At 56.2% G+C, this 22,009-nt stretch carries 24 protein-coding genes; 12 read left to right on the top strand and 12 right to left on the bottom strand.

Annotation, left to right across the window (positions count from 1 at the left end):
* Window positions 1-13: 13 nt before the first annotated feature.
* On the bottom strand, window positions 14-1,255 hold the full coding sequence (locus AC2FFF_RS13725; protein WP_281973381.1) for an MFS transporter: 1,242 nt from the start codon (window positions 1,253-1,255) through the stop codon (window positions 14-16).
* 180 nt (window positions 1,256-1,435) lie between these two features.
* Between AC2FFF_RS13725 and hslU the strand changes: the two genes are divergently transcribed.
* The 3 genes from hslU to AC2FFF_RS13710 all read left to right on the top strand — a co-directional run bounded on the left by hslU (window position 1,436) and on the right by AC2FFF_RS13710 (window position 5,152).
* Window positions 1,436-2,743 carry an ATP-dependent protease ATPase subunit HslU gene (hslU, locus tag AC2FFF_RS13720; RefSeq protein WP_142637444.1) on the top strand — a complete coding sequence of 436 codons (1,308 nt, stop codon included), beginning with the start codon at window positions 1,436-1,438 and terminating at the stop codon, window positions 2,741-2,743.
* 97 nt (window positions 2,744-2,840) lie between these two features.
* Entirely contained in the window at window positions 2,841-3,935 is a 1,095-nt protein-coding gene (locus AC2FFF_RS13715) for an alpha/beta hydrolase (RefSeq protein WP_142637442.1), read from the top strand.
* On the top strand, window positions 3,935-5,152 hold the full coding sequence (locus tag AC2FFF_RS13710) for an MFS transporter (RefSeq protein ID WP_281973382.1): 1,218 nt from the start codon (window positions 3,935-3,937) through the stop codon (window positions 5,150-5,152). Before AC2FFF_RS13715 ends, AC2FFF_RS13710 begins: the two co-directional genes overlap by 1 nt.
* On the opposite strand, the gene AC2FFF_RS13705 is transcribed toward AC2FFF_RS13710, so the two are convergent.
* From AC2FFF_RS13705 to AC2FFF_RS13695, 3 genes are read right to left on the bottom strand one after another with little or no spacing between them, the layout of a single operon-like run.
* A complete protein-coding gene (locus AC2FFF_RS13705; protein ID WP_142637438.1) occupies window positions 5,149-5,736 on the bottom strand; it encodes a Smr/MutS family protein in 588 nt (195 codons plus the stop codon). The two genes, AC2FFF_RS13710 and AC2FFF_RS13705, sit on opposite strands and share 4 nt — an antisense overlap.
* A complete protein-coding gene (mltA, locus tag AC2FFF_RS13700) occupies window positions 5,736-6,770 on the bottom strand; it encodes a murein transglycosylase A (protein WP_281973383.1) in 1,035 nt (344 codons plus the stop codon). The genes AC2FFF_RS13705 and mltA overlap by 1 nt, the downstream gene beginning before the upstream one ends.
* Window positions 6,767-7,426 (bottom strand): Tim44/TimA family putative adaptor protein, encoded by a 660-nt coding sequence (locus AC2FFF_RS13695; protein ID WP_142637434.1) that lies wholly within the window; start codon window positions 7,424-7,426, stop codon window positions 6,767-6,769. Before AC2FFF_RS13695 ends, mltA begins: the two co-directional genes overlap by 4 nt.
* 108 nt (window positions 7,427-7,534) lie before the next feature.
* On the opposite strand from AC2FFF_RS13695, the gene AC2FFF_RS13690 reads away from it, so the two are divergent.
* Window positions 7,535-8,035, top strand: coding sequence for an FxsA family protein (locus AC2FFF_RS13690; protein WP_142637432.1), 501 nt, complete (start codon window positions 7,535-7,537; stop codon window positions 8,033-8,035).
* A gap of 54 nt (window positions 8,036-8,089) precedes the next feature.
* On the top strand, window positions 8,090-8,587 hold the full coding sequence (secB, locus tag AC2FFF_RS13685) for a protein-export chaperone SecB (protein WP_142637430.1): 498 nt from the start codon (window positions 8,090-8,092) through the stop codon (window positions 8,585-8,587).
* A gap of 26 nt (window positions 8,588-8,613) precedes the next feature.
* Here the strand turns inward: secB and dnaQ are convergent, their stop codons facing one another.
* From dnaQ to AC2FFF_RS13665, 4 genes are read right to left on the bottom strand one after another with little or no spacing between them, the layout of a single operon-like run.
* Window positions 8,614-9,336 (bottom strand): DNA polymerase III subunit epsilon, encoded by a 723-nt coding sequence (gene dnaQ / locus AC2FFF_RS13680; protein WP_271950625.1) that lies wholly within the window; start codon window positions 9,334-9,336, stop codon window positions 8,614-8,616.
* A complete protein-coding gene (coaE, locus tag AC2FFF_RS13675; protein ID WP_281973384.1) occupies window positions 9,329-9,922 on the bottom strand; it encodes a dephospho-CoA kinase in 594 nt (197 codons plus the stop codon). The genes dnaQ and coaE overlap by 8 nt, the downstream gene beginning before the upstream one ends.
* Complete coding sequence (locus AC2FFF_RS13670; protein WP_281973385.1) at window positions 9,919-10,752, bottom strand: shikimate dehydrogenase; 834 nt, start codon at window positions 10,750-10,752, stop codon at window positions 9,919-9,921. The genes coaE and AC2FFF_RS13670 overlap by 4 nt, the downstream gene beginning before the upstream one ends.
* Window positions 10,749-11,348, bottom strand: a complete 600-nt coding sequence (locus tag AC2FFF_RS13665) for a Maf family protein (RefSeq protein ID WP_142637605.1) — start codon at window positions 11,346-11,348, stop codon at window positions 10,749-10,751. The genes AC2FFF_RS13670 and AC2FFF_RS13665 overlap by 4 nt, the downstream gene beginning before the upstream one ends.
* A 404-nt stretch (window positions 11,349-11,752) precedes the next feature.
* Here AC2FFF_RS13665 and AC2FFF_RS13660 point away from each other — a divergent pair, with 404 nt between their 5' ends.
* From AC2FFF_RS13660 to AC2FFF_RS13630, 7 genes are all read left to right on the top strand, one after another.
* A complete protein-coding gene (locus AC2FFF_RS13660; protein ID WP_271950620.1) occupies window positions 11,753-12,202 on the top strand; it encodes a CopD family protein in 450 nt (149 codons plus the stop codon).
* 124 nt (window positions 12,203-12,326) lie between these two features.
* A complete protein-coding gene (gene rho, locus AC2FFF_RS13655; RefSeq protein WP_142637421.1) occupies window positions 12,327-13,598 on the top strand; it encodes a transcription termination factor Rho in 1,272 nt (423 codons plus the stop codon).
* A gap of 31 nt (window positions 13,599-13,629) precedes the next feature.
* Entirely contained in the window at window positions 13,630-14,916 is a 1,287-nt protein-coding gene (mnmE, locus tag AC2FFF_RS13650; RefSeq protein WP_281973386.1) for a tRNA uridine-5-carboxymethylaminomethyl(34) synthesis GTPase MnmE, read from the top strand.
* 12 nt (window positions 14,917-14,928) lie between these two features.
* The gene (gene mnmG / locus AC2FFF_RS13645) at window positions 14,929-16,797 is read left to right on the top strand and encodes a tRNA uridine-5-carboxymethylaminomethyl(34) synthesis enzyme MnmG (protein WP_281973387.1); all 1,869 of its coding nucleotides are present in this window, start codon (window positions 14,929-14,931) and stop codon (window positions 16,795-16,797) included.
* Window positions 16,794-17,408, top strand: a complete 615-nt coding sequence (gene rsmG, locus AC2FFF_RS13640; protein WP_142637416.1) for a 16S rRNA (guanine(527)-N(7))-methyltransferase RsmG — start codon at window positions 16,794-16,796, stop codon at window positions 17,406-17,408. Before mnmG ends, rsmG begins: the two co-directional genes overlap by 4 nt.
* The gene (locus AC2FFF_RS13635) at window positions 17,401-18,204 is read left to right on the top strand and encodes a ParA family protein (RefSeq protein WP_142637414.1); all 804 of its coding nucleotides are present in this window, start codon (window positions 17,401-17,403) and stop codon (window positions 18,202-18,204) included. The genes rsmG and AC2FFF_RS13635 overlap by 8 nt, the downstream gene beginning before the upstream one ends.
* Before the next feature lie 19 nt (window positions 18,205-18,223).
* Window positions 18,224-19,120, top strand: a complete 897-nt coding sequence (locus tag AC2FFF_RS13630) for a ParB/RepB/Spo0J family partition protein (protein ID WP_142637412.1) — start codon at window positions 18,224-18,226, stop codon at window positions 19,118-19,120.
* Here AC2FFF_RS13630 and AC2FFF_RS13625 read toward each other — a convergent pair.
* The 4 genes from AC2FFF_RS13625 to rph are packed head-to-tail and all read right to left on the bottom strand — an operon-like array spanning window position 19,110 to window position 21,935.
* Window positions 19,110-19,463 carry a YbaN family protein gene (locus AC2FFF_RS13625; protein ID WP_142637410.1) on the bottom strand — a complete coding sequence of 118 codons (354 nt, stop codon included), beginning with the start codon at window positions 19,461-19,463 and terminating at the stop codon, window positions 19,110-19,112. The genes AC2FFF_RS13630 and AC2FFF_RS13625 overlap by 11 nt on opposite strands.
* Before the next feature lie 3 nt (window positions 19,464-19,466).
* Window positions 19,467-20,621 (bottom strand): radical SAM family heme chaperone HemW, encoded by a 1,155-nt coding sequence (hemW, locus tag AC2FFF_RS13620; RefSeq protein ID WP_281973388.1) that lies wholly within the window; start codon window positions 20,619-20,621, stop codon window positions 19,467-19,469.
* On the bottom strand, window positions 20,611-21,225 hold the full coding sequence (rdgB, locus tag AC2FFF_RS13615; RefSeq protein WP_142637405.1) for an RdgB/HAM1 family non-canonical purine NTP pyrophosphatase: 615 nt from the start codon (window positions 21,223-21,225) through the stop codon (window positions 20,611-20,613). The genes hemW and rdgB overlap by 11 nt, the downstream gene beginning before the upstream one ends.
* Complete coding sequence (gene rph / locus AC2FFF_RS13610) at window positions 21,222-21,935, bottom strand: ribonuclease PH (RefSeq protein WP_142637403.1); 714 nt, start codon at window positions 21,933-21,935, stop codon at window positions 21,222-21,224. Before rph ends, rdgB begins: the two co-directional genes overlap by 4 nt.
* Window positions 21,936-22,009: the final 74 nt, after the last annotated feature.

Below are 22,009 nucleotides of genomic sequence, written 5' to 3'. Positions count from 1 at the left end.
ACGCAGAACTGTCTCAGGCCAACAGCTCTCGGATCTCTTTGCCCTTCCACCGCATATGCATCCCGACCAGCCCCAACAGGGCGGTCAGGATCACGATGTAGTAGGGCAGTCGGATGTCGATACTCATCAACCCGCCGCCGATCAGGGACATGACGCCCCCGGCCAAACAGAAGACAGCCGTGGTCACCCCCATGACCCAGCCTTGATCGGTGTCGCTGACACTGGAGGAAAACAGGCCCAGCAGTGTCGGGTATGAGACGCCAAAGAAGAAATAGAAGAAAAAGACCGGGACATAGCTCAGCACACCGCTGGGGCTGAAGGCGAAACCTAGGCCGCTGATCACCATCACAACCAGTGAGACATAGATGATCTGGTGTTTGCTGAACCGTTCCTGCGCAGGTTTGACCAGGAAGGTGCTGGAAAAGGCCAGCGCAACCCCAATGACGACCATGGCCATGCTGCCGCCGATGACCCCGTATCCAAATGCGCTGGTCAAGAAGTTGTCGACAAACACATAGAAGGTCACATTGGCGATCATAAACAGGCCATAGACCGGCATGATTTTCAGAACCATCGGATGTTCGCGCACCGCTATCAGGCTGTCGGTGATATCGCGGGGGCGAAAGACAAAGGGCTCACGCTCGGTCCGGGTATCCTTGAAATACGCGGCGACAAGGAAAATGGCGATCAATACCAGAACAAAGGCGCCGTAGAATGGCGTTTTCAGCGTCGCCGCGCTGCCCAGCAGGGCCGAGTCCGACAGGACCGCGCCAATAATGGGACCACCAACCAGGCCAAAGCTGACACCTGTCACGATATAGCCCATGTTGCGGTCGCGGTCGGCGGCATCGGTGCTGCCGTCAATCATTGCCGCCTGCGCGATCGGCTGGTTGCCAGCTGTAAACCCGGTGATCGACCGGCCGACAATCAACAGCAGCAGGCTGTTGAGATACAGCGCGGCGATGGTCAGCGCATAACCTATCAATGCCCCTCCCAGACACACTAACAGCGCGTTCTTGCGACCAATGGAATCTGAAACCTTAGAGACATAGACCACGCCCAGAAACCAGGACAGAAAGAAACAGCCAATCACCAAGCCGTAGTAGAAATGCCGGGTGCCCATGGCCGTGTTTTCAGGCAGGAACCCCGATTTCGTCTCCATGATCAGTGAGTTGATGATCGGAAAGACCAACCCTTGCCCGATCAGGTCGACAAACACGACAAACAGCAGGGTGATCTTGGCAATCTTGGTCATTTCCGCGCTCCGGGCCCTCAACGCTTTGAAATCACTGTACCAGAGGCCGGGCGCTTTACCTATGGAAAGCATTTGCAAACCGGGTGGGGCATTGCTAACCAACGCTGCCGCTGTTGTTTTCGCCGTTGCGGTGATTACCTAGACCGCAGCCAACTTATGCCGACCGAAAGGACTGCCCCCGTGACCGACCTGACCCCGCGCGAGATTGTCTCGGAACTGGATCGCTTTATCATCGGGCAGAAGGATGCCAAGCGCGCGGTCGCCGTGGCGCTGCGTAATCGCTGGCGGCGCAAGCAACTGGCTGATGACATCCGGGATGAGGTTTATCCCAAGAATATCCTGATGATCGGCCCCACCGGCGTTGGCAAGACTGAGATCAGCCGGCGTTTGGCCAAGTTGGCCCGCGCACCCTTCATCAAGGTCGAGGCCACCAAATTCACCGAGGTTGGATATGTTGGCCGCGATGTGGAACAGATCGTGCGTGATCTGGCCGATGCCGCGATCCTGCAGACCCGTGAATTCATGCGTGAGGACGTCAAAGCCAAGGCCCATCAGGCCGCCGAAGACCGGGTGATTACCGCCATTGCCGGGGAAGACGCACGTGAGGGCACCCGCGAGATGTTCCGCAAAAAGCTCAAATCCGGAGAGCTGGACGACACAGTGATCGAGCTGGAACTGACGGATACCTCAAGCCAGATGCCGATGTTCGATATCCCTGGCCAACCGGGCAGTCAGATGGGGATGATGAATCTGGGCGATATTTTCGGCAAGGCCTTTGGCGGGCGCACCGTCAAGAAACGCCTGACCGTCGCCGAAAGCTATGACATGCTGATCGGGGAAGAGGCCGACAAACTGTTGGATGACGAAACCGTAAACCGCGCGGCGCTGGAATCGGTTGAACAGAACGGCATCGTGTTTCTGGACGAGATCGACAAGGTTTGCGCCCGTTCGGACGCACGCGGCGGTGATGTCAGCCGCGAGGGGGTGCAGCGTGACCTATTGCCTCTGATCGAAGGCACAACCGTCTCCACCAAGCATGGGCCGGTCAAAACCGACCACATTCTTTTCATTGCCTCTGGCGCGTTTCATATTGCCAAACCGTCCGACCTGTTGCCGGAACTGCAGGGGCGCCTGCCGATCCGTGTCGAGCTGCGCGCACTGACCGAAGAGGATTTCGTCCGCATCCTGACCGAGACAGACAACGCGCTGACCCGCCAGTACACTGCCTTGATGGGCACCGAGGATGTCACGGTCAGCTTTACCGAAGACGGCATCGCGGCCCTGGCGAAAATCGCAGCGGATGTGAACCAAAGCGTCGAGAATATCGGCGCACGTCGGCTTTACACCGTGATGGAGCGCGTATTCGAGGAATTGTCTTTCACAGCCCCCGATCAGGCCGGTTTGGAAATCACCGTGAATGCACAGTTCGTTGACGACAATCTTGGTGAGCTGACAAAGTCTACGGACCTCAGCCGTTACGTTCTGTAATATCTCCAGCCGGTTTTTGCCGGTCCGCGTCATTGACCCCGCTGGACCTGGGATCAGAATAGAGTAGCGTGTGCGCAAATTCCTTAGGGGGCGACAGGTGCTGCGCTATATTATTTTTGTCCTGACTGCGGCAACGCTTGCCGCATGTGTCGACCGGACCGTATCTCAAACCGTGCCCTCGGCACTGGACATTGGCACGCCCAAAACCATTTACGCAGCAACCACCCGCGCGCGCGAAGCGGACGGATCCTATGGGTACCGCCGCAGCGATCAGCTGCAATTTCTCGAGATGACGGTCTCGATTCCACCCAATCACACACCCGGGACATTGGATTTTTCCTATGCCGACCCGGACCCGGAAAATCAGTTCGTGATGGCTGATGAAGACGAGCTTGCCGGACCCCAGGGCCTTGCCTCGCGACTAAGAGGTGTGGACGAGGTTTCGATCTTTATCCACGGCTATAACACGACCCAGTCGGAAACAGTGTTCCGCGCCGCGCAGTTGGAACATGATCTGGAAATACCGGGTGAAACCATGGTCTATTCCTGGCCAAGCCAGGCAACGGGTTATGGCTATGCCTATGACATCGACAGCATGCTGTTCGCCCGTGATGGTCTGGAACAAACTGTTCGCCAGCTGAAATCAATGGGGGTCGATCGGGTTATCCTTGTGGCGCATTCCATGGGCACCGCCCTGACGATGGAGATGATGCGGCAGGCCGAGCTGCGCGAACCGGGCTGGTCGCATCGGAATATCGAAGGGGTTGTTCTGATCGCACCGGATCTGGATGTCGATCTGTTCCGGTCGCAGATGGACAGCATCAAAACGCTGCCTGACCCGTTCATTGTGATGATCTCACGCAAAGACAGGCTGCTGAGTATATCCGCACGCCTGCGCGGTACCGCCAAAAGCGAACGTCTGGGAAATATCAGCTCGGCCGATGCGCTGTCCGAATATAAGATCAGTATTCTGGATACGACCGCCTTCAACAGCGATGCCGGGTCGTCTCATTTCGTGGCTGCTACCTCTCCGGCGCTTTTGGCGATTATCAATTCCGCCCGCCGGGTCAGCAGTACCTTTGGCAGGCAACGCGGGATTGACGTGATCGCCCCCGCCGAGGTCCGCAACCCGACCGGGGCGACCGAGATTGAGCTGACCGAGACCGGGCAGGCCAAGGTCAGCTCTCCGTAATGTCCTTTCACCTGGGGCATTATCTGAAAGCAAATGCCTCATGGCTTGGCGCCGGAGTTCTGCTGACTTTTCTGTCCTGTTTTGGGCAAACGTTCTTCATCTCGATCTTTTCCGGCGAAATTCGTGCGGCGTTCGGGCTGAGCCATGGGGCCTGGGGTGGGATCTATTCGCTGGGTACAACCGCATCCGCCATCATCATGATCTGGGCGGGTGGACTTACGGATATCTTCCGGGTGCGTGTGCTCGGCCCCGCTGTTCTGGCTGGGCTAGCCGTGGCGGCGCTAGCGATGGCGTTGAACCGCTGGCTGATCCTGCTACCGCTGGTGATCTTCCTGTTGCGCCTGTTCGGGCAGGGGATGAGCACCCATCTGGCCTTGGTCGCGATGGCCCGCTGGTTCACCGCAACGCGTGGCAGGGCCTTGTCGATCGCCTCGGTCGGATTTGCGGTTGGCGAAGCGCTTTTGCCGGTAATCTTTGTCGCTGCGATGGTGTTTTTGGATTGGCGCCTGCTCTGGATCATCTCGGCAGGTATTTGTGTGGCCGGCATTCCGATTCTGCTGCGCTTGCTTCGGCAAGAGCGCACACCGCAAAGTCTGGCCAGCGAGTATTCGGCATCAGGTATGCAGGGGCGGCACTGGACACGCACCGACGCTTTGCTGAACCCGTTGTTCTGGTTCATGGCCCCCGCTTTGCTGGGTCCTTCTGCCTTTATCACCGCCTTCTTCTTTCATCAGGTCCATCTGGCCGAGATCAAAGGCTGGCAACATATCGAGTTGGTGGCGCTGTTTCCCGTCTACACAGGTGTTTCCCTGATCTCGATGTTTGTCGCGGGATGGGCGCTGGATAAATGGGGAACCGCCCGGATGATGCCCTTTTATCAGGTGCCGATAGCTATCGGGTTCATGTTGGCGTCTGCAAGCACCTCCATTGGGGGTGCGGTTGCTGCATTGGTCTTTCTGGGGCTTACCGTCGGCGCAAACAGCACCTTGCCCAGCGCGTTCTGGGCGGAATTCTATGGAACCCGTCATATTGGCGCGATCAAGGCCATGGCCACTGCGGTCATGGTCCTTGGGTCGGCGATTGGCCCCGGACTGACCGGCGTGTTGATTGATCAGGGGGTTCCGCTGGACACGCAGTTCCTGTGGATCGGAGTATTCTTCCTGCTGGTTTGTCTGCTGACCTGGATTGGCATCAGCCGCGCCGCACGCACGCTTTAGCGACTGCGGCGCAGATAGACGTAATAGGCCCCGTCGCCACCATGGCTGATATGCGCGGGCGTCACCTGCATCACAGCCTGTGCCAAGGGCGGCAGTGACAGCCATTGCGGTACCTGATTGCGCAAGACGCCGCGCGGAGTGGGGATGGGGCCGGGCTCATCCCGGTCCTTGCCTTTGCCGGTCACCACCAGAACCAGACGCTTGCCCGAAGCCTGCGCGGTTAGCACAAAGCGCACCAGCGCCGGATAGGCCGTGTCCATCCGCAAGCCATGCAAGTCCAACTTGCCCTCGGGTCGGAGCTTGCCACGTTTCATCCGGGCGAAAGCCTTGCTGTCCATTTGCACTGGGTTGGCGCGTAACCCTTCGGTAACGGATGGTTTCAACACATGCCCTACACCCCTGCCAGCCGCGTTCTGCCCGACTTCAAACGCCTCGATCCGGGGCTTAAAGGTCTTTGTCGGTTTCGGCCTGGGCAATGAGGTGGGGTGCACCGACTGCGGGAGTTCGGGATGCAGGCGATCTGCCTGTTTGGTCACCTTGCGCCACAGATCCATTTCGTCAGGGGTCAATTTGCGGCGCGACATCAGAACTCGTCCGGTAAAAGAGCATATGCGCGCTGAATCGGCAGCAGAACCACCATGCGACCCGGATCTTTCAGGCGCCCCGCTGCGACTCCTGCGGCATCGCCGGTTCCAAAGAAAATATCAGCCCGTTGTGCGCCCTTGATGGCCGACCCGGTATCCTGAGCGATCATCAGCCTGCGCAAAGGATCCTTGCCGTCCTTTTCGACCCAGACTGGAGCACCCAGCGGTGTGTATGCCGGATCGGCGGCAATGCTGCGCATGGTGGTGACCGAACGGTTCATCGCACCCAGAGGGCCAAATTCCGGTGCAACACGATTCACCTCGCGGAAGAACACATAAGACGGGTTGTGAAACAGCAATTCGGTACCCGCCTCGGGGTTCTTGCGGACCCAGGATTTGATCATCTGCGCACTGACTTGATGCGCACCCAGGGCACCGCGCCGGATCAGTTCGGACCCGATCGAACGATAAGGATGCCCATTGGCGCCCCCATAACCGACCCGCAGCGCCTTCCCATCGGGCAACCGGATACGGCCTGAGCCCTGAATCTGCAGAAAGAACAGCTCGACTGGGTCGTCCACCCAGGCGATTTCAAGACCGCGGCCCTGCATGACATCACCGGTCAGCAGATCGCGACGGGATAACCATTTTTCGGCTCCGCGCGCCTCAGGAGGCATTTTATAGATCGGGTATTTATACCGCTCCGATCTGGTTTTGGACCCGTCCAGTTCGGGTTCAAAATAGCCTGTGAACAGGCCATCCTTCCCGTCTTCGACCAGAACGGGACGGAAGAACAGCTCAAAAAATGACCGGGCCGCATCGGGCTTATAGGTGCGCGCCACGCCGCACAATGCCTGCCAGTCCGGATCATCCAGATCACCGCACGTGTTCAGAAAAACCGAAAGGGCCGCCCGGTGATCATCGGCGGCCCAGCCATTCAGGTCATCGTAGGACAGTATGGATCGTGTCACCTCGGCGCTGGCAGAGGTGGTCATGACAGCCACCAGGAAAAGCGACCGAAACGCTGCAATCATGCGTCCGTGGCAACAAGCAGCCAGTTCGGATCGTCCGAGCCCATAACGCGGGCAAAGGTCCAGCTGTCCTTTTGACGTTTAACCGTGTTTGGGTTGCCCTCGATGATATCGCCACCACGATCCCGCACGGCCGAAGTCAGCTCACCAACAAATTTCATGGTGATTTCGGCCTGGTTGGTATCCTTGTCAAAGCTCACATCTGCCAGTGTGGTTTCGCGCACACCGATAAATTCGGCCTCGATGGTCAGCCCCTGATCCTCGCGCGCGGCAACGACCGAAACAAAGGTTTCAAATACCTCTTCCGACAGGAAGGGCTGGATTTCATCCAGATTGCCCTTTTCGAACCCCATGACGATCATCTCATAAGCGCCGCGAGAGCCCTGAACAAATTCACCCACCGAAAAGCCCGGCTCGATCCGTTTCATAGCGGATAGGGTCTGCGCCTGTTCGCTGTCCTCGGGCACGTGATCGGTAATGTCGTGATCTGGCCCACCCTCAATCACCTCAAAATCACGGCGCGACTTATTGGCTTCGGACTGTTGTTGAAGCGGGGGTTTCTCAAAACCCTCACGTGTACCCAGTACGCTTTTCAGGCGCAGGATCAGGAAAACGGCAATTCCGGCCAGGACCAGCAACTGGATCATTGGTTCGTTCATTTCATCCTCTTGGTCAGACCGCGACTTTGTATACACGGCCTCTTGCCACTATGTAGGTGACAGTTCGGGACAAGTCTACCGCCCGACCTGCAGTAAAGGATAATGCAAATGTACCTGTTCCTGGCTTTTTTACTTGTTCCGATCATCGAAATCGGCCTGTTCATTCAGGTTGGTGGGCTAATCGGACTGTGGCCAACCCTTGCGATCGTGGTTCTAACGGCCGTTCTGGGTACCGCTTTGGTGCGGACACAAGGTCGCATGGCGCTGGAAAACCTGCAACGGTCCTTTGCAGAGCTTGACGACCCGACCGAACCTTTGGCCCATGGCGCGATGATCTTGCTGTCTGGTGTCTTGCTGCTGACACCGGGGTTTTTCACCGATGCCGTTGGATTTGCGCTGTTAATCCCTGGCGTCCGGGTCTCTGTATTCCGTTATCTCCGCTCGAAGGTCACAATCACGCAGTTTCAGATGGGCGGCGGGACGCAGTTCAGGACCGGGCCCCAAGCATCGACCCAGGGCGATGTGGTCGACGGTGAATACACCGAGGTTCGTCCCCGTCAGAACCCGTCAAAGCCATCGAAATGGGTCGAAGGGCCGCACCAGCATTGAGGTGCCTCGCCCAACTTGCTAAGCAGTGGCGAATTTCAGTTTCGGAGTAGACCCATGGCCGAAGACGGCGCCCAAGAAAACACCGCGGCCCAGACCGCACCCCAGATCCAGATGCGCGTTCTGGGACAATTCATTCGCGATATGTCCTTTGAAAACGTGATGGCGCAAAAAGGCGTGTCTGGCGATGTCCAGCCCGAGATCGCGGTTCAGGTCAATCTGGACGCCAAAAAGCGCCCGGCTGAGCATCAATACGAGGTGTCGATCAAGCTGAACCTCAAATCCAAAGCCAAGGGCATGGAAGACATCCTGTTCCTGTGCGAGCTGGATTATTGCGGCCTGTTCCATGTGGAAGGTGTCGCCGAAGACCAGCTGCATCCGTTCCTGATGATCGAATGCCCGCGCATGCTGTTCCCGTTCCTGCGCCGCATCGTCAGCGACATCACGCGCGATGGAGGATACCCGCCGGTTAACCTGGACAATATTGATTTTGTCAGCCTGTACCGGAATGAATTGATGCGTCGCCAAGCCGAGACGCAAAAGACTCAGGCCTAATCAGCCCTCCCCGCGCCGGAGTGATCTCAGGCGCGGGACCAAAGGGCGTTTTCGCCCAGTTTATCAATAAATTTCTCATGCGCCGCGCGTTCGTCTTGGGTGATCCGGGACGGCAAGGCATCTTTGCGCGGCGATGGCCGCCACTCTTCTGCTCCGCCAACCGAAGAAGACGCAGAGGTCGACAGCCCGAAATCTGGCTGACGTCCGCCGATCAGCTCAAGATAGACCTCAGCGAGAATTTCAGAGTCGAGCAACGCTCCGTGCAAGACCCGGTTCGAGTTGTCTATGTTGAACCGCCGGCACAACGCATCCAGCGAGGCGGGCGAGCCCGGAAACCGTTTGCGCGCAATCGCCAGCGTATCCAGCGCCTGATCCATCGGGATCGGCGGCAGACCCATCCAGCCCAGCTCGGCATTCAGGAACTTCATGTCGAATGACGCATTGTGGATCACCAGTTTCGAGTCAGCGACAAAATCCCGAAACCCCTGACCAACCTTGGCAAAAACCGGCTTGTCCTTCAGCGTGACCTGACCTTTTTCCACCGGCCGGGGCGGTTCCAGCAGGTCCGGGCCAATGCCATGCACGCCAAACGCCTCTTCGGGCATGAACCGTTGGGGGTTGATATAGACGTGATAGGTCTCGCCCGTGGCCACATGATTCCAAAGCTCAACCGCACCGATTTCCACAATCCGGTCGCCGCTTTCAGGATCAAAGCCTGTGGTTTCTGTATCGAGTACGATCTCACGCATCTGTCAGCCCTACCCGTATCTGTCTGACCACATCCTGCACTTGCGCGCGGGCGTGGTCCAGACTGTCCGTGACGATCACAAAATCAGACCGCGCGCATTTTTCGTCATTCGGCATCTGCTTGGCTTTGATCTGCTCGAACTGCGCCTCGGTCATGGTACCGCGCGCCATCACGCGGCGTTTCTGCTCGTCAGCCGGGACCGAGACACAGGCGACCGCATCCATCGCCGCATCTCCACCGGTTTCAAAAAGCAGCGGAATATCGAAAACAAGAATATCTGCGGTGGCTTGTTCCCGGAACACCGCTCGATCCGCCGCCACCAGCGGGTGAACAATGGCCTCAATCGCTTTCAGCGCCGCTGGGTCTGCCGAAATGAACCGTTTCAATACTTCCCGGCTAACCGCGCCGTCGATAATGGCCTCAGGAAACGCCCTACGCATCGGCTTGATCGCTGTCCCGCCACGCGCGTATAGCCGATGCACGGCGGCATCTGCGTCCCACAACGCACAGCCTTCGTCGACGAACATGCTGGCAGTTGTGCTTTTTCCCATGCCGATAGAACCGGTCAGGCCAAGTGCAAAGCTCATCCCAGCACCGCAGCACGCAAATCAGAAGTGACTTCAGGGCGCACCCCAAACCAGCTTTCAAATCCAGGTACGGCCTGATGCAGCAACATGCCAAGGCCATCTACGGGTGTGCATCCCGCCTGTTCTGCTGTTTCCAGCAAGCGTGTCTTAAGTGGCGCATAGACCAGATCGGTGACAATGGCACCGGGCTGTAACCCGTCCAGAGGCACCCGCAGCTCGGGCTGGCCGTGCATCCCAAGCGAACTTGTGTTGACCACAAGTTCCGCATCTTCAACCACGTTGCCCGCTTTCAACCAATCCACCACCGTTATGGTCGTGCCAAACTCTTCCTTCAGGCGATCTGCACGTGAGCGCGTCCGGTTGGTCAACAAAATCTCGGGCACACCTGCATCGACCAACGCTTGAAGAACAGCACGCGCGGCACCTCCGGCACCAAAGACAACCGCGGGACCATCCGCTGGAATCCAATCTGGGGCGCCGCTGCGCAGGTTCTGCATGAACCCGTACCCATCGGTGTTATCCGCATGGATCGAACCGTCGGGCTGAAACACAAGCGTATTAGCAGCCCCGATCTGCCTGGCCCGGTTCGAAGCCGTATCCGCCAGATCCAAGGCTACCTCTTTATGGGGCACTGTGATGTTGGCCCCGACAAATCCGGCTTTGGGCAAGGTTCGTAGAACAGCCTCAAGATCATCCGGTGCGACATCCATGGGGATATAGTGACCGGCCAGGCCATAAGTTTTCAGCCAATGGCCATGCAGTATTGGGGATTTCGAATGGGAAATCGGATGCCCGATCACACCCGCCAGCGGGATCTGCTTGCCACTCATTGATCAATCACCCCTTTGACCGCCAGAAAATTCAACAGCTCCAATAGGGGCATACCCAAAACGTTAAAATAGTCACCGTCAATGGTTGCGAACAGCCGCACGCCTTCTTCCTCAAGCTTATAAGCCCCGACAGCGTGGCGGATGCTGTCCCAGTTGCGCGCAACATAATCGCGCAGATAGGCGTCCGAACTCATCCTCATCCGCAAGCGCACCTGACCTACATGTCGCCAGATCGGCTCGCCATTCTGATAGATGACGGCTGCGGATAACAGCATATGCCGCTTGCCCCGCATCGCTTTGAGCTGCGCCAGCGCATCCTCGGGCGATTGCGGTTTGGACAAAAGCTGACCTTCGAAATCCAGCACCTGATCACATCCCAGAACCATCGGCCCCGGCACCTTGTCGCTGACCTTGCGGGCTTTCATCTCTGCCAGAGTATCGGCAATATCACGTGGAGATGCCTCTTCGGCCAGCAAAGCCCGTTTGGCGGTCTCTTCGTCCACGCGTGCAGTTTGAACGGTAAACCGCACGCCCGCATTCTCTAGCAACTGCGCGCGAATGGATGACCCCGAGGCCAATATGATGGGGACAGAAATGTGGAAAACCCCCTGAGCAAATGGTTGATCGTTCAAGGATGGTTTGTATGGTTTTCCTGTTGACACGCAAGCCCGGTGTTTTCGCGAAAAACTTCTATGAGTCGCCCGAACCCTGTCCAGTCTGGACAAGGATAACTTTGAACATCGGGACAAGCGGGATATCCCAGCTTATTCATCAAGTTATCCCCTGAATTCTACGTCCTATATAATCATAACATATTGTTTTATTGTTGTTTTTTATGAAATCAACAGAATTACCCAGTTCTCGGGTGAAACTATCCACTTGGGGAAAACAGATGGGTAAATAAGTAATCCACGGAATTTGATCACCCTACAAAACCATCATCCTTTCTCTTTTCCAATTTTTTTTATAGGGAGAGATCCAAACCACGCCCGGAGCTGGAATGACTGATCTTCTTTTCGCCATCTATCCTTGGGCGAAGTCCCTGCACATCATGGCCGTAATCTCTTGGATGGCCGGTTTGTTCTATCTGCCTAGATTGTACGTCTATCACGTAGAAAAAGCCCAAGGCGTTGACGGGGCGCAGGAGATCTTCTTTGAAATGGAAGAAAAGCTGCTGCGGGTGATCATGCGCCCGGCGATGTACGTGGCCTGGGCCTGCGGCCTGATCATGGTACTCACTCCAGGCATAGTCGGCTGGGATTTTGCCTGGCCCTGGGTCAAAGGCGCAGCAGTGATTGCGATGACTTGGTTCCACTACTGGCTGATGGAACGTCGAAAGGACTTCTTAGAGGGCCGAAATACGCTCACTGGGCGGCAGTATCGCATGATGAACGAGGTGCCTACCATTTTGATGGTTATCATCGTTCTGGCGGTCGTTCTGAAGTTCTGAGCAGCTATTTGACTCTTTGTAGGTAAGCGCTTATTTATCGCGTAACACGCCCGTCCGGGCGGCGTATCTTCCGTATTGAAATTCCAGTCCGAGCCGCATCCATGCGGCCAAGGTTCTTATCATCATGTCTAATGAATCCCTCAATCTGGCCGATCTGAAAGCCAAAAGCCCCAAAGACCTTCTGGCGATGGCCGAAGAGCTTGAGATCGAAAACGCCTCGACCATGCGAAAAGGCGAGATGATGTTCCAGATTCTGCGCGAACGCGCAGATGAAGGCTGGACCGTGGGCGGCGATGGCGTACTTGAGGTTCTGCAAGATGGGTTCGGGTTCCTGCGTTCGCCCGAGGCGAACTATTTGCCTGGTCCTGATGATATCTATGTCTCGCCAGAAATGATCCGTCAGCATTCGTTGCGCACCGGTGATACGGTCGAAGGTGATATCAAGGCGCCGGACGAGAACGAACGGTATTTCGCACTGATCAAGGTCACCAAGATCAATTTCGAAGATCCCGAGAAAGCCAGGCATAAAGTTGCTTTCGACAACCTGACACCGCTTTATCCGGATGAGCGCCTGAAGATGGAGGTCGAAGACCCAACCATCAAGGACAAGTCCGCCCGTGTCATCGATCTGGTTTCGCCGATCGGTAAAGGCCAGCGGTCGTTGATTGTGGCACCGCCACGGACCGGTAAGACGGTGATCCTGCAGAATATTGCGAACTCGATCGAAAAGAACCACCCTGAGTGCTATCTGATCGTCCTACTGATCGACGAGCGGCCGGAAGAGGTGACTGACATGCAGCGTTCGGTGAAGGGCGAGGTCGTGTCGTCGACTTTTGACGAACCCGCCACCCGCCACGTTGCCGTATCTGAGATGGTTATCGAAAAAGCCAAGCGTTTGGTCGAGCATAAACGAGATGTTGTTATTCTTCTCGACTCGATCACAAGACTTGGTAGGGCATTTAATACCGTGGTTCCCTCCTCGGGTAAGGTTCTGACCGGCGGTGTGGATGCAAACGCTCTGCAACGGCCTAAGCGATTCTTTGGTGCGGCACGGAATATCGAAGAAGGCGGCTCGCTGACCATCATCGCCACTGCGCTGATTGATACCGGCAGCCGGATGGACGAAGTCATCTTCGAAGAATTCAAAGGCACCGGTAACTCGGAAATTGTTCTGGATCGTAAGATCGCAGATAAGCGCGTGTTCCCGGCTATCGACATCCTCAAATCCGGTACGCGGAAAGAGGATTTGCTGGTCGATAAGGGTGATCTGGCCAAGACCTTTGTTCTGCGCCGTATCCTGAACCCGATGGGCACTACCGATGCGATCGAGTTCCTGTTGTCCAAGTTGAAACAGACCAAGACAAATGGCGAGTTCTTCGATTCGATGAACACCTGACACAGGTCCTGGACGCAAGCGAGGCGGTCGAATGGATACGATATTCGCCTTGGCCAGCGCGCAAGGCAAGGCAGGGGTGGCGGTCATCCGTCTCTCGGGCCCCTTGGCGCATCCTGCCGCGGCTGCTCTTTCCGGTGCTGCTTTGCCCTCCCGCGGGATGCGGGTGCGCAGCCTGTATGGCAAAGACGGATCGCGCCTGGATGATGGGGTAGTTCTGACCTTCCAGGCCCCGGCCAGCTTTACTGGCGAAGACGTGGCAGAGCTACAGATTCACGGCAGTACAGCGGCTGTCAACGCCGTCATGCGCTGCCTTGCGGACATGGACGGTTTGCGCCTGGCCGATCCCGGGGAATTCACCCGCCGTGCCTTGGAAAACGGCAAAATGGATTTGACACAGGTCGAGGGCCTTGCCGATCTGATCGACGCTGAGACAGAAGCTCAACGCAAGCAAGCACAGATCATTCTGGCCGGAGAGCTTGGGAATTTGGCTGAACGCTGGCGGCGCGATTTGATCCGCGCCGCATCGCTGCTTGAGGCAGTGATTGATTTTGCCGATGAAGAGGTGCCAACCGATGTTACCCCTGAAGTACGCCAGTTGATCACAGATGTCATTGCAGATTTACAACGTGAAGCTGAAGGGGTTCGTATTGCAGAACGCATTCGAACCGGGTTCGAGGTTGCGATTGTTGGCTTGCCAAATGCCGGAAAGTCGACATTGCTGAATGCTCTGGCAGGTCGCGATGCAGCGATCACGTCGGAATATGCCGGCACAACGCGCGATGTGATTGAAGTTCGAATGGACCTTGAGGGACTTCCCGTTACTTTGTTGGATACAGCGGGCTTGCGGGAAACCGACGATCACGTCGAAAGCCTGGGAATTGAGCGGGCCAAAAAGCGCGCCGAGGCCGCCGATCTGCGCGTATTTCTGACTGATGATCCAAAAGAGCTGGGCGTTCAGCTGTTGGAGGGAGATATTCAGGTTCTTCCGAAATCCGATCTGAGAAACAGTTCTGATGAAGGAATCTCAGGGAAAACCGGGCAGGGTGTGGATCGGTTGATTTCCAACATATCGCGTGTTTTAGGTGATCGAACTACTACCCATGGTATCGCCACGCGTGAAAGGCATCGTATAGCGCTGATCACAGCGCGCGATGCACTTAGTGCTGCAATCGCTGTTCTGGAATCAGGTCCCGACCTGTATGATATCGCAGCCGAGGAACTGAGGACCGCGATCCGCGCTTTGGAAGCTCTGGTTGGCAGAATTGGTGTAGAAGACTTGTTGGATGAAATATTCTCAAGCTTCTGCCTGGGAAAGTAAGGAGTGTTTCACGTGAAACATTCGGATTTTGACGTCGTCGTTATCGGAGCGGGCCACGCCGGAACAGAGGCGGCCCATGCGGCCGCCCGGATGGGTGCGACTACCGCCCTTGTGACTCTGTCGGCCACTGATATCGGCGTAATGTCCTGTAACCCCGCTATCGGGGGCCTCGGCAAAGGGCATCTTGTTCGCGAAATTGACGCGTTGGACGGGGTGATGGGGCGCGTCGCAGACCAGGCGGGAATTCAGTTTCGTTTGCTGAATCGCCGTAAAGGCCCCGCAGTTCAGGGGCCCAGAACGCAGGCAGACCGGGCTTTGTACCGAGCTGCGATGCAGCGAGAAACCACGGCACAGCCGAACCTCAGCGTCGTAGTCGGCGAGGTGACAGATTTCCTGGTGAATGGACCTGCTGTTACCGGAATTCGATTGGCGGATGAGTCTGAAATACGGGCCGGCGCTGTGATCCTGACGTCTGGGACATTTTTGAGAGGCGTTATTCACATTGGTGACGTATCGCGCCCTGGCGGGCGTATGGGGGACCGTCCCTCGGTAAAGCTGGCCGAGCGTTTGGATCGCCTTAACCTGCCGCTAGGACGCTTGAAAACGGGGACACCGCCCCGGCTGGATGGTCGGACGATTGATTGGTCAGGTCTCGAACGTCAGGACGGCGATGATGAACCTACGCTGTTCTCATTCCTTTCGATGGGGGTGGTGGCACCGCAGATTTCTTGCGGGATTACGCATACCAATGCCAGAACACATGAGATCATTGAAAAGAATCTTTCCAGATCGGCGATGTATGGGGGACATATTGACGGTATAGGCCCCAGATATTGCCCTTCGATCGAAGATAAGATTGTGCGGTTTGCGGATAAGGAATCTCATCAGATTTTCCTCGAGCCAGAAGGTGTGAATGATCACACAATCTATCCGAATGGAATTTCTACCTCACTGCCACAGGATGTTCAGGTCGATTATGTCAGATCCATTAAGGGGCTGGAAAAGGCAGAGATCCTCCAACCTGGCTACGCCATCGAATATGACTACGTAGATCCTCGCGTTCTGACATCATCACTGTCGTTGCCTGAGGCGCCAGGACTATATCTTGCGGGTCAGATTAACGGCACCACAGGATATGAGGAAGCTGCAGCTCAGGGAATGGTGGCTGGCCTCAATGCTGCCCTTCAGGTCTCGGGTCGGGATCCAATCCATTTCACGCGTTCCGACAGTTATATTGGCGTCATGGTCGATGACCTGACTACTCGCGGAGTGGCAGAACCTTATCGGATGTTTACCTCACGGGCAGAGTTTAGATTGTCTTTGCGCGCCGATAATGCCGACCAACGACTGACACCTATTGGCATACGCCTAGGTTGCGTAAGCGAGACGCGCCGCAAGCACTTCTCTGAAAAAATGGAGAAGTTGGAGGCTGCAAAAAAGAAGCTCACAGATCATACCTATACTCCGAAAGAAGTGCGAGAAGCTGGTATCAAGGTCAATCAGGATGGCAATCGCCGCGATGGTATGGCGATTTTGGCCTTTCCTGATGTGAGCTTTGAGGACCTTGTTCCCTTGATTCCTGAGTTGCAGGACGTTGAATCAGGCATTCGGCAGCAAGTGGAACGCGATGCGCTGTATGCGAATTATATCGAGCGGCAAAGACGTGATGTCGAAGCGATGAAACGCGATGAAGCCTATGAGATTCCGCGTGATTTTGACTTCTTCGCATTGGATGGGCTGTCGTCAGAGATGAAGCAGAAGTTGTCCAACGCCCGTCCCGAGAATGTAGCGCAGGCAAGCCGGATAGAGGGTGTGACGCCGGCAGCGCTGACTTTGGTGTTGGCCAAGCTTCGCCGAGATCAGAGGGTGCGCAAAGCATGAAGGAAGAGCTGTTTGACGGTCTGAATGTTTCACGTGAAACATTTGATCGACTGGCAACATATGTTGCCCTTGTCGAGCGCTGGAACCCGAAAATCAACCTCGTATCGCGCAAAAGCTTGTCCGAAATCTGGACACGGCACATTTTGGATTCCGTTCAGGTTTTTCGATGTGCCGAGAACTTTTCGCATTGGGTTGATATTGGAAGTGGTGGCGGGTTTCCTGGTATGGTCTGTGCAATCATGGCGATTGAAGAAGCGCCAGACGCAAAATTTACCTTTGTTGAAAGCGATCAGCGAAAATCTGCGTTTTTACGCAATGTATCCCGGGAATGTGGCGCAAACTGTAAAGTGGTGGCGAAACGCATTGAAGCGGTGGACCCCCTGAATGCAGATGTTTTGTCTGCCCGCGCCTTGGCAGATCTCGGGGTATTATTATCTTTTTGTGACAGACATTTAGGCGATTCTGGCGTCGCTTTGTTGCCGAAAGGTGTAAGCTGGAAAAAAGAGGTACAAGATGCGCAGGAAGAATGGAATTTCACCTGTGATCCGATTACAAGTTTAACAGAACCCCAAGCCGTCATCCTCAAGGTCAAAGGAGTATCACGTGGTTGATCTATCTCGTCCCTCAGGCCCCCGGATCATAGCGGTAGCCAACCAGAAGGGCGGAGTTGGGAAGACGACAACAGCCATAAACTTGGCAGCAGGCCTGGCCGAGGCCGGATGCAGGGTTTTAGTGGTTGATCTGGATCCACAGGGAAATGCTTCAACCGGTTTAGGAGTCGAGGATCGAGATTGGACAACTTATGATCTGATTCTGGATGATGCGCCTTTGGATGCGGTCGTTCAGGACTCGGAGATTGAAGGTATTCTCGTTGTCCCCGCTACGGTAGACCTCAGTTCCGCCGATATCGAACTGATTTCGAACGAAAAACGCAGCTATTTACTGCATGACGCGTTACGCCAGACTGCTATTGATAAGTACGATCTGGATTTCGTCCTGATTGACTGTCCGCCATCGCTGAATCTTCTGACGGTAAACGCGATGGTCGCAGCGCATTCCGTACTGGTGCCATTGCAAAGCGAGTTCTTCGCATTAGAGGGTTTGTCTCAGCTCATGCTGACCATTCGCGAGGTGCGACAGACTGCGAATCCAGACCTCAGAATCGAAGGTGTTGTGCTGACTATGTATGACAACCGCAACAACTTGTCCCGTCAGGTCGAAAAAGACGCACGTGACAATCTGGGTGAGATGGTATTTAAAACCAAAATACCCAGAAATGTGCGGGTCAGTGAGGCTCCGTCATACGCGTTGCCGGTTTTGCAATATGACTCGGGGTCTCTGGGCGCGATGGCCTATCGGCATTTGGCCCGGGAAGTCATGCATAAGAACAATAAAACCGCAGTCTGAGCGGTACTAGGAGGACCCTGTGACAGCCAGAAAATCAAAACCAAGAGGGTTGGGTCGCGGGCTTTCGGCGTTGATGGCAGATGTCACACAAGAGCCCCAGGGACGCGTGCCAACTGATTCACGGCGGCCGGACCTGACGATTCCAATCGAAAAGCTTCACGCAAACCCAAATCAGCCGCGCCGCACCTTTGCCCGGGAACATCTGGATGAGCTTGCCGCTTCGGTCAAAGAGAAGGGGATCATTCAGCCTCTGATCGTCCGAGAAATTGCCGAAGGCGATTATGAAATCGTCGCGGGTGAACGCCGCTGGCGCGCGGCGCAAATGGCGCAGTTGCATGATATCCCCGTTATCGTTCGCGATTTTGATGACACTGAGGTTCTGGAAGTCGCCATTATCGAAAACATTCAGCGCGCGGATTTGAATGCGGTGGAAGAGGCGGCCGGCTATAAGCAGCTGATGGACCGCTTTGGTCATACGCAAGAAAAGCTGGCTGAAGCATTGGGCAAAAGCCGCAGTCATATTGCCAATTTGCTGCGCCTGTTGTCCCTGCCAATGGATGTACAAACCCTTGTAATAGAAGGAAAATTATCGGCTGGCCATGCACGGACGCTGATCACGGCCGAGAATGCCTCGGATCTTGCAAAGCAAATTGTCAAAGACGGGCTGTCGGTGCGGGCAACGGAAGCGCTGGTGAAGAAGCAACAGCAGGGGGATGCGGCCCGACCGGCACCAAGGTCTCGGGATCTGAATGCGGGTAAAGATGCGGATACCCGGGCGCTGGAAAAGGATCTTTCCGCGATTCTGGCGATGAAAGTGGCGATCAATCACAAAGCGGGCTCGGAAACGGGGCAGGTGGTCCTGACCTATGAGAACCTGGATCAACTGGATGATCTTTGTTCCAAGCTCAGCCGCTAGGGCGGGTCCAGATAAAGAACATCACGCCGCCTAGTACAATCGCCTGGATGATCAGGACATGAGACGGCGCAGACATCATGACCGATAGTCCAAATACGGCGGTGACCGACAGGGTGGCCGCCTTTTTTGCGGCCGGACGAATCGCGCCTGAACTCTGCCAATCGACGATCATTGGGCCAAACAGTCGGTGCGTTATCAGCCAGCTATGCAGCCGTGAAGACGAGCGGGCAAAGAAGAAGGCGGCGAGTAGCAGAAATGGAACCGTTGGTAGTAGGGGAAGCACCACCCCAACAGCGGCCAGCCCGACGCATAACAATCCAAGCCCTGCCCACAGATATTGCATGGTCTACCCCAAAAGTTCGCGGATCACCGCGTTCAAGACGGCCCGCCCGTCGGTTGTGGCCATCAGTCTACCATCCAGCATTTGAACCATGCCGATATCCTGAAGATGGCCCAATGGGTCTTGTGGTAAGGGGTGGCCTGATATTCCCATATATCTATCTATATCTAGCCCGCCGGTAACCCTAAGACCCATCATAAGGTATTCACTTGCCTGGTCTTCACGCGACAATGCGGCGCGTTCTTTCTCTCCGCTACCACAGGAAGCCGCGTCCAACCACCGCTGCGGATTCAGATAGGTTTCAGTCGCGTATTTCTGGCCATTCTGGGTGATCCGTCCATGGGCGCCGGGGCCAATACCGACATAGTCACCATAGTGCCAATAGATCAGATTGTGCTGTGATTCCGCGCCGGGGCGGGCGTGGTTCGATACCTCATAGGCGGGCAGACCATGCGCCTCGCAGATTTCTTGCGTGGCCAGATACATATCGGCGGCGCTATCATCCAAGGGCAGGCCGCGCAGCTTGCCCACGGCATAGCGATCACCAAAGGCGGTTCCGTCTTCTATGGTCAGTTGGTACAGCGACAGGTGATCGACCGCCATCGACAGGGCTTCGGTCAACTCTGCGCGCCAGGCATCAAGGGTTTGATGTTGCCGCGCATAGATCAGGTCAAAGCTGACCCGTTCAAAACAATGACGGGCTATGTCATAAGCAGCCCGCGCTTCGGCTACGCTGTGAATGCGGCCCAACCGGCGCAGATCGTCATCATTCAGCGCCTGAACCCCCATTGAGATACGGTTGACGCCTGCTTCCCGGTAGGCTGCGAACCGTCCCGCCTCGACCGAGCTGGGATTGGCTTCAAGTGTGATTTCCATGTCATTGGCGGGGTGCCAAAGGGCGCGGGCGGTATCAATCACTGCGGCGACGGTTTCGGGATCCATCAGAGACGGGGTGCCGCCGCCAAAGAAGATGGTGTTCAGGACACGGTTGGGGGTTTCGGAAGCGCTACGGCGCAGCTCGACCAGATATGCATCAAGCCATTGTTTTTGATCAATATTTTTTGAAACATGGCTGTTGAAATCGCAATAGGGGCATTTGGCCTCGCAAAAGGGCCAATGCACATACAGGCCAAAGCCCCCATTGCGCCAATCATCCGCCAAAACAGCCTTTCACGAACATCTCAACCGCGCGACCGCGATGGCTGATCTTGTTCTTTTCCCAGCGATCCATCTCGGCAAAGGTAATGCCATGACCCTCGGGCACAAACATTGGATCATAACCAAAGCCGTCCGCACCACGAATGGGCCAGACCAAGTGACCGGGGGCGATGCCTTCGAACACCTCGTCATGCCCGTCGGGCCAGGCCAGCACCAGAGTGCATCGGAATTGCGCGGTGCGGGGGTGCGGGGCGTTCTTGGCCTCCAGCTCTTCATGCGCGCGGGTCATCGCCATCAGGAAATCGCGGCCATTGCCGGTTTCTGCCCAATCGGCGGTATAGACGCCCGGAGCGCCATTCAGCGCGTCGACGGTGATCCCGGAATCGTCCGACAGCGCAGGCAGGCCGGTCGCGTTGGCCGCGGCATGGGCCTTGATCCGGGCATTGCCGACGAATGTATCCTCGGTCTCTTCCGGTTCAGGCAGGTCCATGTCAGCGGCGCCGATAACAGTGACGCCAAAGGGTTCAAGCAGATGTGCCATCTCCTCAAGCTTGCCTTTGTTATGCGTGGCCACCAGCAACCTGTCGCCGTCGAACTTGCGGGTCATGCGGTGGCGGCCTTTTGCGCAGCAGCCAGTTCACTAACGCCCTGTTCAGCCAGATCCATTAGTTGATCCATCTGAACGCGGCTAAAGACCGAGCCCTCCGCGCTCATTTGAACTTCGATCAATTTGCCGGACCCGGTCATGATAAAGTTGCCGTCCACGCCGGCTTCGCTGTCTTCGGGGTAATCCAGATCCAGCACCGATTGACCGGCGTAAATACCGCAGGACACGGCCGCAACCGGGTCAACCAGCGGGTCCGAGATCACGTCACCCGTTTTCATCAGCTTGTTGACCGCAAGACGCAGCGCAACCCAACCGCCTGTGATCGAGGCACATCGGGTGCCACCATCGGCCTGGATCACATCGCAGTCGACGGTGATCTGGCGTTCACCCAAGGCAACCCGATCAACACCTGCACGCAGGGCACGGCCGATCAAACGCTGGATTTCCACGGTACGACCACCCTGCTTACCGCTGGCAGCCTCGCGCCGCATCCGTGTATTGGTCGCACGGGGCAGCATGCCGTATTCAGCGGTAACCCAGCCCAGGCCCGAACCCTTGATGAACGGTGGCACGCGATCTTCGATCGTGGCAGTGCACAACACATGGGTATCGCCCATCTTAATCAGGCAGGAACCTTCGGCATGTTTGGTAAATCCCGTTTCGATTGAAACGGCGCGCATTTCGTTTAGATCACGTCCTGAGGGTCGCATGGGAATTCCTTTGTTTGCTGGTTTGGGGATACCGCCCCGCAGCGTCAGGATGCAACCCTGATTGACCTTTCGCC

The sequence above is a fragment of the Ruegeria sp. YTSA226 genome (genome assembly GCF_059609905.1).
This window is presented reverse-complemented; position numbering and strand designations above follow the sequence as displayed.